The 14,053-nt window shown below is 34.6% G+C and carries 16 protein-coding genes; 12 read left to right on the forward strand and 4 right to left on the reverse strand.

The features are described 5' to 3' along the window. Positions 1-69 precede the first annotated feature (69 nt). Positions 70-501 (forward strand): DUF2147 domain-containing protein, encoded by a 432-nt coding sequence (locus I5M32_RS01975; protein ID WP_200584496.1) that lies wholly within the window; start codon positions 70-72, stop codon positions 499-501. A gap of 69 nt (positions 502-570) precedes the next feature. Here the strand turns inward: I5M32_RS01975 and I5M32_RS01980 are convergent, their stop codons facing one another. From I5M32_RS01980 to I5M32_RS01990, 3 genes are read right to left on the reverse strand one after another with little or no spacing between them, the layout of a single operon-like run. After that, on the reverse strand, positions 571-2,013 hold the full coding sequence (locus I5M32_RS01980; protein WP_200584497.1) for a M20/M25/M40 family metallo-hydrolase: 1,443 nt from the start codon (positions 2,011-2,013) through the stop codon (positions 571-573). Between the two features lie 35 nt (positions 2,014-2,048). Beyond that, entirely contained in the window at positions 2,049-3,218 is a 1,170-nt protein-coding gene (locus tag I5M32_RS01985; RefSeq protein WP_200584498.1) for a glycosyltransferase family 2 protein, read from the reverse strand. A gap of 1 nt (position 3,219) precedes the next feature. Next, positions 3,220-4,131 (reverse strand): glycosyltransferase family 2 protein, encoded by a 912-nt coding sequence (locus tag I5M32_RS01990; protein WP_200584499.1) that lies wholly within the window; start codon positions 4,129-4,131, stop codon positions 3,220-3,222. Between the two features lie 60 nt (positions 4,132-4,191). Between I5M32_RS01990 and I5M32_RS01995 the strand changes: the two genes are divergently transcribed. The 10 genes from I5M32_RS01995 (at position 4,192) to I5M32_RS02040 (ending at position 12,537) form a co-directional block, all read left to right on the forward strand. Then, complete coding sequence (locus I5M32_RS01995; RefSeq protein WP_200584500.1) at positions 4,192-4,701, forward strand: hypothetical protein; 510 nt, start codon at positions 4,192-4,194, stop codon at positions 4,699-4,701. A gap of 3 nt (positions 4,702-4,704) precedes the next feature. Then, positions 4,705-5,829: a SpoIIE family protein phosphatase gene (locus I5M32_RS02000; protein WP_200584501.1), complete on the forward strand. Its 1,125-nt coding sequence runs from the start codon at positions 4,705-4,707 to the stop codon at positions 5,827-5,829. Positions 5,830-5,831: 2 nt separating this feature from the next. Continuing rightward, entirely contained in the window at positions 5,832-6,170 is a 339-nt protein-coding gene (locus tag I5M32_RS02005; RefSeq protein ID WP_200584502.1) for an STAS domain-containing protein, read from the forward strand. Continuing rightward, positions 6,170-6,718, forward strand: coding sequence for a hypothetical protein (locus I5M32_RS02010; RefSeq protein ID WP_200584503.1), 549 nt, complete (start codon positions 6,170-6,172; stop codon positions 6,716-6,718). The genes I5M32_RS02005 and I5M32_RS02010 overlap by 1 nt, the downstream gene beginning before the upstream one ends. A 68-nt stretch (positions 6,719-6,786) precedes the next feature. Next, positions 6,787-7,683, forward strand: a complete 897-nt coding sequence (locus I5M32_RS02015; protein WP_200584504.1) for a glycosyltransferase family 8 protein — start codon at positions 6,787-6,789, stop codon at positions 7,681-7,683. Positions 7,684-7,724: 41 nt separating this feature from the next. Continuing rightward, a complete protein-coding gene (locus tag I5M32_RS02020) occupies positions 7,725-8,504 on the forward strand; it encodes a glycosyltransferase (RefSeq protein ID WP_200584505.1) in 780 nt (259 codons plus the stop codon). A 4-nt stretch (positions 8,505-8,508) separates the two neighbouring features. Next, positions 8,509-9,396: a glycosyltransferase family 2 protein gene (locus tag I5M32_RS02025; RefSeq protein WP_200584506.1), complete on the forward strand. Its 888-nt coding sequence runs from the start codon at positions 8,509-8,511 to the stop codon at positions 9,394-9,396. Continuing rightward, positions 9,393-10,364 (forward strand): hypothetical protein, encoded by a 972-nt coding sequence (locus I5M32_RS02030; protein ID WP_234461829.1) that lies wholly within the window; start codon positions 9,393-9,395, stop codon positions 10,362-10,364. Before I5M32_RS02025 ends, I5M32_RS02030 begins: the two co-directional genes overlap by 4 nt. After that, positions 10,364-11,719, forward strand: coding sequence for a flippase (locus I5M32_RS02035; protein WP_200584507.1), 1,356 nt, complete (start codon positions 10,364-10,366; stop codon positions 11,717-11,719). Before I5M32_RS02030 ends, I5M32_RS02035 begins: the two co-directional genes overlap by 1 nt. After that, positions 11,716-12,537: an alpha-1,2-fucosyltransferase gene (locus I5M32_RS02040; protein ID WP_200584508.1), complete on the forward strand. Its 822-nt coding sequence runs from the start codon at positions 11,716-11,718 to the stop codon at positions 12,535-12,537. Before I5M32_RS02035 ends, I5M32_RS02040 begins: the two co-directional genes overlap by 4 nt. On the opposite strand, the gene I5M32_RS02045 is transcribed toward I5M32_RS02040, so the two are convergent. Next, positions 12,527-13,051, reverse strand: a complete 525-nt coding sequence (locus I5M32_RS02045; protein ID WP_200584509.1) for an iron-containing alcohol dehydrogenase — start codon at positions 13,049-13,051, stop codon at positions 12,527-12,529. The genes I5M32_RS02040 and I5M32_RS02045 overlap by 11 nt on opposite strands. A gap of 326 nt (positions 13,052-13,377) precedes the next feature. Between I5M32_RS02045 and I5M32_RS02050 the strand changes: the two genes are divergently transcribed. Then, positions 13,378-13,983, forward strand: coding sequence for a fasciclin domain-containing protein (locus I5M32_RS02050; protein WP_200584510.1), 606 nt, complete (start codon positions 13,378-13,380; stop codon positions 13,981-13,983). Positions 13,984-14,053 lie beyond the last annotated feature (70 nt).

A 14,053-nucleotide genomic window follows, 5' to 3' on the forward strand; every position in this document is an offset into this window, starting at 1 on the left:
TTAAAACTTTCGTTATTACAGAATTAAGTTTTACTTTAGGATACCGATTATTTACACAAACAAAAAGATATGAAAAAGACATTTTTAATTATGGCGATGGTATTTGCCTCATCGGCAATTTTTGCACAATCTGCAGATGCAATTGTAGGTAAATGGCTAAATAAGGATGGCGATGCGCATATCCAGATCTACAAAAGCGGTAACACTTATGATGGTAAACTGGTTTGGTTAAAAAACCCAAAAGACGAGAGCGGAAAAGCAAAGCTTGATAGCAAAAACCCCGATGCCAACCTTAAAACCCGCCCAATTTTAGGCCTACAACTATTAAATAACTTTACCTATGATGATGGTACATGGGAAGACGGTACTATTTACGATCCAAAATCTGGGAAAACATATAGCTGTAAGATGACTTTGAACGGTAACGATAAACTGAATGTTAGAGGCTATATAGGTATTTCATTAATTGGAAGAACCGATGTTTGGACAAGGGTAAAGTAAGCATCCTAAAACCATTTAAAATTTTATTGCCAGCCCGGGTTTTGAAAACCTGGGCTTTTTATTGGGCAGTTATTTATAATCTTTAATTAACCTGTAATAAAAACCAATACCGTTCTTAAACTCAGAAATCTTGATCCTTTCGTTTACCCCATGAAAACCTTCGGGATCTGTAAAGGGCGTAAACCTAAAAATTTGGGGGGTGATCGAAGAAAAATAATGGCTATCGGTTGCTCCCAAAACCAGATATGGCGCAACAATGATCCCTTTCTTCATCTCACTAATTTTTTCTTGGATATATTTAAAACTTGGATCTTTCACATCAGCAACCTGTTTTGGAGAGTTTCCTTCCCCAGCGGGGGTTATCTTAATGTTCTCGTTATCAATAACCTGCCTTACATGATCAATAACATCTTGTTGGCTAACACCTGGCTGTGTCCTAAAATTAACGGTAGCTTCCGCCTCTCCGGGGATGATGTTTTCTTTAACCCCAGAATTAAAAATAGTGGTTGCGGTGGTTGTTCTAATAGTTGCGCTGCCAGCGGCAGATTTAGCATAAGAACTTTCTATTACGGGTGCAAATAACCATTGGTTTGCCATGGCCATTTTACTGATAAAGGGCATTTCTGGCCCTACATAAGACAAGAAATCTTGAACTATCGGTGTTAATTCTGCAGGGAATGGATTATCCTTTAACTTAACAACCGCCTTTGCCATTTCATCAATAGCGGTTTTTTCTTCGGGCATAGAAGAATGCCCGCCGGGGATATTGATCTTAAGTTTTAAAGTTTGATAGCCTTTTTCTGCAATGCCAACAACGGCGGCTGTTTTATTTAAGCCGGGAACTTTATATTCTGTAATAATTCCGCCTTCATCTAGGATAAAGGCAAGTTTGATTTTTCTGTCTGCAAATATTCTTGCGATGGTTTTGGCCCCTTTTAAACCGCTGATCTCTTCATCATGCCCAAAAACAAAATAAATATCAGATTGAGGAACAAATCCTTTTTTCAGTAATAATTCGGCACTTTCTAAAATGGCAATTAAGCTCCCTTTATCGTCAATTGCGCCCCTGCCGTAAATGAAACCGTTTTTGATCATTCCAGAAAATGGAGCAGCATCCCAGTTTTTTTCTGTTGCCTTTTCTATTGGTACAACATCTTGGTGTGCCATTAAAATAATAGGTTTGGCTTCCGCCGATTTTCCTTTCCAGTATAAAATCAGACTGAAATCATTTATTTTTTCTAAACTCAATTTAGAGAAAACCAAAGGATAAGTTGCTATCAAAAAGTTTTGAAACCCTCTAAACTGGCTGCTATCCATTTGATTGGCTGCGTCATAAGAAACGGTTTTAAATTGGATAGCTTTTTGAAGATGGATAGCGCAAGAATCGTTCGAGCTAAGTTTTGCAGCCAACGGAACTACCAACTGTTTACTCTTAAAAGTGAGTGTTCTAAAAAGAACAACCGCAATTAACAGCAATAATGCGATACCTATAGCTTTTAAAAAATTTTTCATGTTACCAACCAGTTTTAATAAAATAAACAGATAATCTACCTCCTCTTAGATTTTTCCCAAGCAGCAGATTGTTTTCCCCTAAAATAACGTATTGCGCCAGCCATGGCTGCATAATTCATCATGCTAAAATAAAACGGTACAAATAAAACCTTGATCTTTATTTTTTTGCCCTCTAAAATATAACCTAAAAAAGAAGCGATATAAAACAAAATTTGCCCTAGTAAAACCAACTGATAAACCAATAATGTTGGGTTCTGATAACAAATGATCACGTTTAAAACAAAAACCAAAAGCATTAGCCAAGGTGTAACTGCCCAACGTAAAACCCTATGGCTGATATATTGAAACGTTAAGACCGGAAAATGGAATGGGTTTGCAGATTTCTTCAATCTTAAAATAGACTGTATGCCGCCAGCAGCAATCCTTATTTTTCTTTTCAGTTCTTCTTTGCTATCTGCGGAAGCGGTTTCTAAAGCATAAGCATTTGGTTCGTAAGCAATTAAATAGCCTTTTTCTGCAATCCGCATGGCGATCATGTGATCATCGATAATGGTATCACTTTCTATGGGCTGGTAAAGGTTGGTACGGATACTAAAAAGTTCGCCCGCAGCACCCACGTTAGAATAAAGTTCATAGTCCCATTTTTTTAATGCCGATTCGTATTTCCAATAAAAACCTTCTCCAGAAGCGCTCGCATCTGCTGAAACATCAACCAAAATGCGTTTTTCGCCCGCAACAGCACCCACTTTTGTATTTTGGTAATGCTTTACCAATTCTATTATGGCTTGCGGATTTAAGAAGGTATTGGCATCCGTAAAAACGATGATATCTTCTTTAACCAATGGAATAACCCTTTTAATAGCCGCCATTTTTCCGTTTCTGGCATCATTATGCAGTAATTCTACCTCTTTATTTTCTGAGATAACTTTTGGTGTTTTATCTGATGAGCCATCGGTAACAAAAATGATCCTCAATTTTTCATTAGGGTAGTCTAAAGCTAAACAATCGTTAATTTTTTCTTGGATGATATTTTCTTCGTTATAAGCGGCAATGATCAAAGCTACAGAAGGGAGGGGGGGGTGATCATTAAACCGAAAAGGTTTTACAAAAACCCGCTTGATGCGGATAATGATGTACAGTAAAATCCCATAACCCAAAAAAGTGTAGAAGATGATAAACAGACAAATCCAAAAAATAATAATCATATCAATTTATCTTAAAGCCTAAAGATTTACTTTCTTTTTGGTGCGTAAAGTTCCAAACTAAACCTTTTAACACCCATTTTATTAAATCTTTGCGGCCTTTGTTCCTTAAACCCAAGATCATTTTAGGGCAAGCTATTAAAAGGTAGTAAATAGTAAAAAAAACAGTGTTTAAAACGGATGTGTTTTTGCGGATAAACAGCATCCTGTTGCGGGCCATAAAATAAATTTTTATGGCACTATCTTTCCCAACGGTAATAGATTCTTTATGGTAAATCTCTGTTTTGCCCGTAAAGTTGATGGTTTTTCCTATTCTTTTAAATTTTTCGCACCAATCTAATTCCTCATAATAAAGAAAATAATTCTCATCCATTAAACCCGCCCTATCTAAAAATTCTCTTCTGCATATCACGGCAGCCCCGTGGCAAAAAGCTGTTTTACCTGTAACCCCATCAAATTGGCCAAGGTTTTTTTGGTATTGCCCAATCTGCTTATTTCTTGCCGTAAGATAGTTTAAAGGCGTATAACCGGCATACTGAATTATGGTTCTATCATCATCATAAAGGATCAATGGCGATAACAACCCAATTTGAGCGTCTTCTATTAACTCGGCAACTAAGGTTTCTATACAGCCTTTTGGTATTTCGGTATCGTTATTCAAAAGAAATATAAAATCGCCCTTGGCAAAAGAAATACCTAAATTATTACCTCCAGCGAAACCTAAATTAACTTTTGAACGAATAAAGGTTAAATCAGGAATTATTTTTTTGAATTCGCTCTCATAATTTTCATCGCTTGCGTTATCCACAACAATAATTTCTACAGACTGATCATAATGTTTCTTTATGGATAAAAGCAGTTGGCAAGTTGCTTCTGGCTGATTAAAGTTGACCGTAATGATTGAGACCAAATCCATTTAATATTATTAAGTGGTAAAATAAAGTAAATAGTTTATATAATAAAAATAGCTAAGATCATGGAAAATAGTGCCGCCTTAAAAAAAGAAGAAAAATCTGTTGAAAGCAAACTGAACGAACTTATTTTTTTGCTGAATAACGGCGACCTAGGGAAGGAGATCAACACCATTCCGCATAAAATTCAGGAGGTGGTAGAGGCTAAACTTAGCGAACCAGAATTAATTGCCGAATTTAAAAAGGTTGACGATGATCATTTGAGCAGATTAGAGAAATTGGATAAAATCGATATGATCTTGCAAACAAACTATATAGATACCAAAATTGCCAAATCTATAGTGGTTAAAAGATATGCCGAATTCATTATTCAGGCTGTAATAGGTTTGGTGATGCTTACTTTGGGTTTCGCCATGATCATTTTACCCGCACCCGCTTATTTTGAGATGTTTACTATTTTCCACTTCACAACCAATGATGGCTTTACCTTAATGGATTTGATCTCTTTAATTGTGATATTGACAGGGGTTTTTCTTATTATTAAGGCATATTTTAAATTTGCTGAACAATCTTAAATTGTGAAAAAGAAAATACTGGTAGTTGATGATGAACTGATCCAGCTGGTACTGTTGCAAAAAGTATTGGAGAATGCTGGTTTTATGGTAAACAAGGCGCAATCTGTACTAGATGCCATGGATATTTTGAAAGATGATCTGCCAGATTTGATCATCTCTGATTTAGAGATGGATCAATTAGATGGTTTCGAGTTTAAAGAGATCCTTCTCAATAGCGATAAATACCATAACATCCCTTTTTTATTTTTAACCGCCCACAACAAAGAGGTTTTTATAGAAAAAGGCCTCTCTTTAAAGGCCATAGATTACATCCCGAAGGGGATCCCTAAAGAACAGCTGATCGCCAAAATCAATAATATTTTAGAGACCGTAAAGGATCAAAAAGAGCAATCGGTTAATGAGTTGAAAATGGTTGCAGATAGGCTTAATTTAAAGAATGTCCCTTCAAAAAACCTAAAATTCAAGAATTTTCAAATTGATATTTTCCATCAAACTTACCAAAACCACCCCGGCGGCGATTTTATAGATTTGATAAAAATAGACGAGCGTTATACTTTTTTGGTTTTGGGCGATGTAATGGGCAAAAAATGGGGAGCCTGGTTTTTCTCGTTCACATTTTTATCTTACATAAGATCCGCAATAAGGCTTTGTGTTTTTGATGGGAACCTTTCTGTTGCCAAAATTATGCAAAGGATCAACCAAGTTATCCATGCAGATGATTTTTTGGATGATATTTACTCTACCTTAAGTTTGGTTTTGATAGATGATGAAAAAGGAGAGTTAACCTATTCTGGCGCAAGTGATTTGCCATTGTTAAAATATAAAAATGAAGATAAAAAGATAAACCAATATAAATCTAAAGGGCTTTTATTGGGTTTTTTTGAAGTAGGCAACTTTAATGAACAAGTGATACAGTGCATACCTAAGGACCAGCTTTTTTTACTCTCTGATGGGGTAATTGATTATGAAGCCAACGGGGTAAAAAAGACAGATATTAACCTATTTATTTCTCAATTAGAGAATTTATTATCAGAAGAAAAAACATTTGATGAAATTACTTCCAACATATTTAACAAAGAAAAATATCAGGTAGATGATTGCAGTTTAATACAAATAAAAAGAATATAGAAATGAATTTTACAAAAGAAATTTCTGGTGATATTACCATCATAACCTTAGCCCTGGTTGAGGCAAGTTTAAACGAGTCTGAAGAGTTTAAGAATTTCATTTACGATAATTGTGGTAATGAAGCTCCAAAAATGGTTATAGACATGAGCAATGTGCTATATATGGATAGTTCTTTTATTGGGGCATTGGTTGCGGGCCTTAAAAAGGTGCTTTCTAAAAACGGAGAGATTGTTTTGGCAAACATCAGTAATGATGTAATGGCCCTTTTTGAACTTACCCGTTTGGATAAAGTTTTTAAAATTTACCACAATACAGACGAAGCCATTAACAGCCTAAAATAATGGTAGTCAAAACAGGCAATCTAACGTTAGAAATTCCCTTACAAATTACAAGCTATCGTTTTTTTATTGATCAATGCTTAGATTTTGCAAACAAAAATTCTGGCCTCGGGAAAGATTTCAAAAGAACCGCAAAATTTAAACTCGCTATTATGGAGCTGCTTACAAACGCCATGAAACATGGTAAAGTGGTATCATATCTCGATATTCAATGTTATCAAAACGAAGTAGTGATCAAAAAAATAGATAACGGCGAACGGTTTACGTTTAAAGATGTTGATACGGATAAGCACTATGATTTCCCTATTGATCCCTTTACCGGTCCTTCAAAAATAAATGCGATACTAGGTAACAACTACACCCTTCTGATCAACATAAAAGGAGAAAACGAAATAGAGTTTTTAGAACCTCCGGCATTAGATTACCTTTCTTTAGATCATGTGCCAGAAAATTTTGGTTTAATGATCATTAAACAATGTTGCGATACCTTTCATTATAGATACAATGAAGTTTTGGCCCAAAATATTTTTGAAGTTATCTTTAGGTTTTGAGGTAGATCGACAAATCAATTCTCATATTTATTCTTCGTTTCATAAACTGAAATTTATATTTGGTGTAAATGGCTGTTAAAAACAATAAAATACACATCGCATTAGCAAGTAATAACGGATATGTGGTTTTATTGGCAGCTTTGGTAAAATCCATAGATTGCAATCACCTAAGTGATGAAACCATCTTTTTTCATATCTTAAACGATAAGATTTCTTTAAAAAACCAAGAAAAAGTAAACCAGGCCGTAAAGGATTCTGAAAAAATACAATTACGTTGGATCGCCGCAGAAAACGTTTTTCCTAAAGATGTAAAGTTCCCGGCAGATAATTCTGCATTTCCTAAAACTGCCTATTTAAGGCTTTTTGCACCATATATTTTAGATAAGGAGGTTAAAAAACTCCTTTATTTTGATGTAGATATGATCGTGAAAAACGATGTTTCTGAGTTATGGAATATCGATTTGCAAGGCTATACCATGGCGGCTGTATTGGATGTGGGTAAAACTGTGGGATGCGCTTGGGGAGGCATCCCAAATTATAAAGAACTGGGCTTGCCGGCAGATGCAAAATACTTTAACTCTGGTTTAATGATCATCGATTGTGAAAAATGGCGGCAAGAAAATATCCCACAAAAGGTATTTAAGGCAATGGATGATTATATTGAACATGTAAATTATGCAGATCAATATGGTTTAAATGTGGTATTTGCGCAAAATTGGTTAGAGATATATCCTTTATGGAACTGGTTTGCAAATAATTATCACCCAAAACCAAAATGTATCCATTTTTTAGATATTAAACCGTTTTTCAAATCCTACCAGTCTGATCCAGAATTTAGGAAAGAGTTTTTTAAATATTTGGATATGACCCCATGGAGAGGGATGCCTTTAAAAAGCGATTTTTACCGATTGGTGCATAAAGCAATGATCAAACTTAAAAAAAGATTGACCAAAATTGGGTCTTAAGGATTATATTTAATTTGAAATAAATTTAGCTAGCTTCATTAATGTATAAATTTGATGATATTACTTTATTGGTTACCCATTATAACAGAAGTAAATCGTTAAGAAATTTATTGGAAACATTTTCTAAACTGAAGATAAGCTTTGGCAATATCATCGTTTCTGATGATGCCAGTAACCAAGTCCATCTTAAAAGCCTGAAGAAATTAAAAGAAGAATTTAATTTTGATTTACTTAACACCCCAACAAATAAAGGTTTGGGCAACAATATCAATAAAGGGCAAGATGCGGTTAAAACACCTTATACCTTATACATACAAGAAGATTTTATCCCAAAAGAAAAGTTTGGCGAAAAGCTTAATTTGGCATTTCAATTTATGCAAAAAAATGCCGATTTGGATCTTGTGAGGTTTTACGCCTATTTTAAATATCCCCATTTAAGAGATATTAAAGAAGGTTTTGGCGAGGTTATTTTTAAATTTTATAAAATTTGGCAGGGCTATCGTAAATTTTATGTTTACAGCGATCATCCACATTTAAGGAGGAGCAATTTTTTTGAAAGATTTGGAAGGTATGCCGAAGGAATAAAATCTGATCGTACAGAATATAAAATGATGATGCAGGTTTTGAGTAAAAAACCAAGGGTTTATTTTTATGAGCATATTACAGAATTGATAGACCAAGAAAATACTGTGGAAGAACCTAGCACCGTAAAACGTAATTTTTGGAGAAACAACAACAGTTTCCTTATTAATGGCTTAAGGGAAATTTACCGATACTTAAGGTTTAACACCGATTTATTGATTTATAAACTGAAAGGATAAAGATATGTATGTAGCCTTGTTCAGTTTGCCAAAATGGTTAAGAAAACATCAATATAAACAGAAGAAATTTGCAGATTTAACCTCTGAAGAGCTAAATTTAATCAAAGCAGGATTGGCGAAATTGGCATCCCCTGCCCCAGAAGTTTCTATCATTATCCCCGCTTGGAACGAAGAAGACAATATCTTTAGAACGCTTTCTTCTTTGGCCGCTAACCAAACCAAGCGAAAAGTAGAAATAGTGGTTATCAATAACAATTCTACAGATCAAACCCAAACGGTATTAGAGCAGTTGGGCGTTAAAAACTTTTTTCAGCCTGAGCAAGGGATAACTTTTGCTAGGCAAATGGGTTTAGAAAATGCTAAAGGAAAATATCATCTGTGTGCAGATTCCGATACCTTTTATCCCCCAAAATGGATTGATACCATGATAAAACCCCTAGAAAATTCTGACAAAATAGTAGGTGTTTACGCCAGGTACGCATTTATCCCCGAAAGGGAAGGAGAGCGTTTTTTCTTTTGGCTTTATGAGCGTTTTGCAGGGATTATTATCAGGCTAAGAAAAAAAAATAGAGAGCATATCAATTTTTTAGGGTTTAATATGGGTTTTAAAACCGCTGTTGGTTTAGCAAACGGAGGTTTTAAAGTAAAAAATGTACGTAAATTTGATAATGCCTTGGGTAGCGATGATTATGTAGATGAATCTGAGGATGGCAGAATGGCGGTAAACCTGATGAAATCTGGAAATCTGTTTTTGGTTACACAAAAAAACGCCCGTGTTTTTACCTCATCAAGAAGATTGATAGCCGAGGGTGGGATTTTAAAGGCTTTTAAACATAGATTTAAGCTGCACACCAAAAGATTATCAGAATATATCAACGGTAAAAAGATTTGAACCAACAACAACATATCCCAAATAATATAGTTACCAAGCTAATTAGCTTATATGTAAGATTGCGTTTCGGCAAATTACATCATGATATAAGATATTATTATCGAGATACTTACTATTGCCAATTTGTGCAATGGCAATATTTTTTTAAGGATTATATCCTCAAAAAAAAATATAAGACCATTTCTTTTAATGGCGAGTTTGCCCCCGAATTGGAATTTGTGATCCCATTTGCTTATTGGCACTATAAAAATGGCACTTTGCTTAATACAGAAGGCGCAAAATTCACTTCCGAGATGTACTTTTTTTCGCCAAACCACCAAGAAATTTATGAGGTAAGGACAAACGAGGGAAATTACAATTACGAAACACCAAGGATTTTGTACAGTCAGGATTATGACATGAAGAAATGGGAAATGGTGCCTTATAAAGCACATTTCAAAAACGATATTTATGTTTTTGATAAACCTATCCTAATGGTAGCAAATAGGTATAATACCGAATGGGATGGGCCACCCATCAGTTTTTTTAGTATTGAAACTTTAAAATATATCTTTGATCTGTTGGGAGACAAATATCAAATAGTTTATAATCGCCCAAAGGCAAAAAACATTACCTCTGATACCAGTGAAGTAAGCGATCTAAACGAATATGATTGGATCAAAGAAAATTATCCTTCGGTAGTTTTGATGGATGATCTATATACCGAGAATAAAATTAAGGCCCATAATTACAATCATTTCCAAATGTGTGTTTACGCTAATGCGGATAAGTTTATTTCTATACATGGCGGTACGGCTGCTTTGGCCAGTTGTTTTGAAGGCTCAAATATCATATTGTCTAAAAAAGGTCCGGAGCATCATTTTGGATGTTTTCAAAAGCTGTTCCCCAAACTTTCTGGAGCAAAAATATACCATGCAAAAACAGATGAAGAGTTAAGAAATTACGTTCACCAATATTTAAAAAATTAATGAGGGGCGAAGGTAATTATTGGATCAGATCTGGCTTTATCAATGTACTGCAAAATTTTGCAAGCGTTATTTTTGGTTTCGGTAGTTTTTTCTTTTTGGTAAGAGTTTTAAGCAAACATGATTTTGGCGAATGGACAGTTTACATGACCACCATTACCATTTTAAATATTTTTAGGGATGGGCTGATCAAAAATGCTTTGATCAAATTTCTTTCAGGAGCCAGCGAAGAAGACAAGCCAAAAATAATGACGGCCGCTTTTACCATCAATATGATCATTACAGTGGTTATTGTGGTTTTAAATCTGGCTTTGGGAAGTTTGTTGGCCAGGTTATTAAAATCACCTGATTTGGTAAACCTGTTTTACTTGTTCAATATAATTTATGTTTTAAATGGAGTTTTAACGCAATTCAATTGTATTGAGCAGGCAAATCTTAAATTTAAAGGCGTTTTTGTTTCCAATACGGTTTTTCAAGCCATTTACTTTTTTTATGTGTTGTATTGCTTTGTGTTTAACGTAGATATTCCGCTTTATCATTTAGTGGTGGTGCAAATTTTCGGCTCACTGGTAGCCATGGTCATTGCATATTTTTACACCAGATCTTATCTAAATTTCGCTTTTGGTTTTTTTAAAACTTGGATGATCAAACTTTTCAATTACGGAAAATATGCCTTTGGTACTTCTATGAGTTCTATTTTATCGGGGAGTGTAGATCAAATGATGCTTTCGGGGATTATTTCGCCAATAGCATCAGGAGTGTTTAATGTGGCGGTAAAAATCGTGAATTTGATTGATATACCAACTACGGCCGTGGCAAATATCGTTTTCCCGCAAAGTGCCAAAAGAATGGAAACAGAGGGGAAAGAATCTATCAAATATCTATATGAAAAATCTGTGGGGACCATTTTGGCAATCCTGATCCCGGGTTTGATCTTCATCTATATTTTCCCAGATTTTATTTTATACCTATTGGCCGGTAATAAATACACAAATGCGGGTTCTATTTTGCGGGTTACGTTACTTTATACTTTACTGATCCCCTTCGGGCGGCAATTTGGGACTATCCTAGATTCTATCGGCAAAACAAAAACCACTTTTTATATCGTGGTAGTAACTGCGGCAACTAACCTTATTTTAAATTATTTCTTCATTTTAAACATGGGGATAATAGGCGCAGCTTATGCCACATTAATTTCTAATATACTGGGTTTTACTATTGCCCAAATTATTTTGAGAAAAGAATTGGGCGTAAAATTTTACCATGCTTTTGTTTATGCGTATCGTTTTTATCCAGAATTTTATCAAAATTTTGTTAAACCACAGGTTATAAGATTTAAAAATAAGGGCAAATTATGATAGGCGTTAGGTTTGATGGCAGATTAGGAAACCAGCTTTTTCAGTATGTATTTTTAAAATACATGAAAGAAAAGGAAACAAAAAGAATGGTCTTTTTCTCCAATCCTCATCATGCTTATATCGAAAAATATTTTGATTTAGAAGGGAACGATAATTTCTTGCTCGGCTCTAAAGGCTATTCTGCCATTACCCGTGTTTTGCCAACATTGTTTAGCTTAAAAAATATTTTTATCCATAATTGGGTTATCCCCAAACCTTTTAAAATCAAGAATAATTCCCTTTACAGGGGATATTTTCAATCGGCCTACTATTATGAGCAATTAAAAAAGAAACCTCAATTTAAAATTAAGAAAGCTTTTGTAGATGATTTTCAAAATCAATATGGAGAATTGTTCGCAAACCATAAAATAGTGGTTGTGCATATAAGGAGAACAGATTATATGAGTTATGGCGAGCGCAGAAAGCGGGATATTTCTTTGCCGATGCCGTATTTTAAAGAACGTTTAAACGCAATTGAAAATTCGGAAAACTATAAAGTCATATTTGTAAGTGATGATATGGAGCATGTTAAAAAGGTTTTTCCCCCGCAACACAATTTTATTTTTTCCTCCAATAATGAAATTATAGATTTTCAGATTATCCAAAATGCAGATATTGCCATTATATCCAACAGTACATTTGCTTGGTGGGCTTGTTATTTAAGCCCTAAAAAGAATAAAGTTTATGCACCAAAGAATTGGTTTGGTTTTAAAATAGGCAGGGAACACCCCAGGGGCATCATGACGGATAGGTTTGAGTGGTGCGATGTTAATCCCTAACATAATCAAGATCTAAAAAAGAAACCTTTGGTATAAGGTACTTAGAAAATAATTTGTTTTCGTTTTTATCTTTAAAAAGAGAAATATGCTGGTTATCTATTTCTAATTCTCTTTCTGTAAGAATATTGTATATCGGGAGGGCATTGCTGGGAGAAACGGTATCATCCTTATAAAAATCACTTATTGGGCAGTTAGCGTAAAATCCGATAGCGGTAGCTTTAGCAACCTCTATGATGGCTTTACAACCAATGGCTATCACAAAATTTACTTCTTTGTTCTTGGCAATTTTTATGGCTTGTTCTGCATCAGAAAAGGCAGGCTTTTGTTGATCGCATTGAAAGGTAACATGCTCTAAACCGCAGATGTTTAACAATGATAAAACCCTTGCATACAAACCAATGTAAGGGTTCAAGTTTTTTTTGGTAACGATAATTGCTTTTTTGCCCACCCCTCCGCATTCTGCACAAAGCTGATCAAGCACATTTTTACCAATCAAAAATTTATTGTCGTCCATATTATTTCTAAAGTACGCTTATCTGTAAACCATAGTTTTTAGAAAATGTTTACCCCAGAAAATAAAATCTATGTAAGTGTAAGTTTAAATTTATGTTATTAAATCGTCTATCATTTGTTTTTTGGCTAAACAAGGCAAATTTTGTAGAAATGCCCGGTCTATCTTTAAAAATTTCCAAAAATGCCATCCAAACTTAGGCTATAAGCATAAAAAGCGTATTGGATAAATTTTAACCATACCCTAAAACTAAAATGATAAAAAACTGTTATCCTGTTTATAACGTACTTTAAATAATAAAACAAAAATTAAAAACTAAAAATTTAAAAATGAAAAAGTCAATCTTAAACTTTGTGATGGCAGCTGCTGTTGTTGCAACTTCTATTACAGCTTGTAATAGCAACAAAACAGCCGATTCTAATACAGATTCTATGGCTACCGATAGTTCTTCTATGGCAATGGATACCACAATGGCTAGTGAAGGTGTAATGGTTGGTGGTGCCATGATGGTTCCATCTAAAAATATTGTAGAAAACGCGGTAATGTCTAGCGATCATACAACTTTGGTTGCCGCCGTTAAAGCTGCAGGTTTAGTAGAAACTTTAAGCGGAACTGGCCCATTTACTGTTTTTGCCCCAACAAATGAAGCTTTTGCTGCCTTACCAGCAGGAACCGTTGATAACCTTTTAAAACCATCAATGAAAAGTGATCTGACAAAAGTTTTAACTTACCATGTTGTTGCGGGTGCTTACAAAGCCGCCGATTTGAAAGACGGAATGGAATTAACAACTGTTGAGGGAGAAAAATTAAAGGTTTCTGTTAAAGACGGAGTTGTTATGGTTGGAGATGCAAAGGTTACCATCCCTGATGTAATTTCAAGTAATGGGGTAACACACGTAATTGATGCGGTTCTGTTACCACCACCAACAAAATAATTCTTTTTGATTAATTTTGAAAGGCGTTCCGAATTTTCTCGGAACGCTTTTTTTGTTTAGAAGAAATCGT

This window comes from Pedobacter segetis, from assembly GCF_016623585.1.
Classification (GTDB): Bacteria; Bacteroidota; Bacteroidia; order Sphingobacteriales; family Sphingobacteriaceae; genus Pseudopedobacter; species Pseudopedobacter segetis.

What these genes read in the sequence shown, in the direction of transcription:
- I5M32_RS01985 (WP_200584498.1), bottom strand. Translation starts at nt 3,218, where the DNA reads ATGATTATTATTTTTTGGATTTGTCTGTTTATCATCTTCTACACTTTT.
- I5M32_RS02010 (WP_200584503.1), top strand. Translation starts at nt 6,170, where the DNA reads ATGGTAGTCAAAACAGGCAATCTAACGTTAGAAATTCCCTTACAAATT.
- I5M32_RS01990 (WP_200584499.1), bottom strand. Translation starts at nt 4,131, where the DNA reads ATGGATTTGGTCTCAATCATTACGGTCAACTTTAATCAGCCAGAAGCA.
- I5M32_RS02020 (WP_200584505.1), top strand. Translation starts at nt 7,725, where the DNA reads ATGTATAAATTTGATGATATTACTTTATTGGTTACCCATTATAACAGA.
- I5M32_RS02015 (WP_200584504.1), top strand. Translation starts at nt 6,787, where the DNA reads ATGGCTGTTAAAAACAATAAAATACACATCGCATTAGCAAGTAATAAC.
- I5M32_RS02025 (WP_200584506.1), top strand. Translation starts at nt 8,509, where the DNA reads ATGTATGTAGCCTTGTTCAGTTTGCCAAAATGGTTAAGAAAACATCAA.
- I5M32_RS02040 (WP_200584508.1), top strand. Translation starts at nt 11,716, where the DNA reads ATGATAGGCGTTAGGTTTGATGGCAGATTAGGAAACCAGCTTTTTCAG.
- I5M32_RS02050 (WP_200584510.1), top strand. Translation starts at nt 13,378, where the DNA reads ATGAAAAAGTCAATCTTAAACTTTGTGATGGCAGCTGCTGTTGTTGCA.
- I5M32_RS01975 (WP_200584496.1), top strand. Translation starts at nt 70, where the DNA reads ATGAAAAAGACATTTTTAATTATGGCGATGGTATTTGCCTCATCGGCA.
- I5M32_RS02035 (WP_200584507.1), top strand. Translation starts at nt 10,364, where the DNA reads ATGAGGGGCGAAGGTAATTATTGGATCAGATCTGGCTTTATCAATGTA.
- I5M32_RS02005 (WP_200584502.1), top strand. Translation starts at nt 5,832, where the DNA reads ATGAATTTTACAAAAGAAATTTCTGGTGATATTACCATCATAACCTTA.
- I5M32_RS01980 (WP_200584497.1), bottom strand. Translation starts at nt 2,013, where the DNA reads ATGAAAAATTTTTTAAAAGCTATAGGTATCGCATTATTGCTGTTAATT.
- I5M32_RS02045 (WP_200584509.1), bottom strand. Translation starts at nt 13,051, where the DNA reads ATGGACGACAATAAATTTTTGATTGGTAAAAATGTGCTTGATCAGCTT.
- I5M32_RS01995 (WP_200584500.1), top strand. Translation starts at nt 4,192, where the DNA reads ATGGAAAATAGTGCCGCCTTAAAAAAAGAAGAAAAATCTGTTGAAAGC.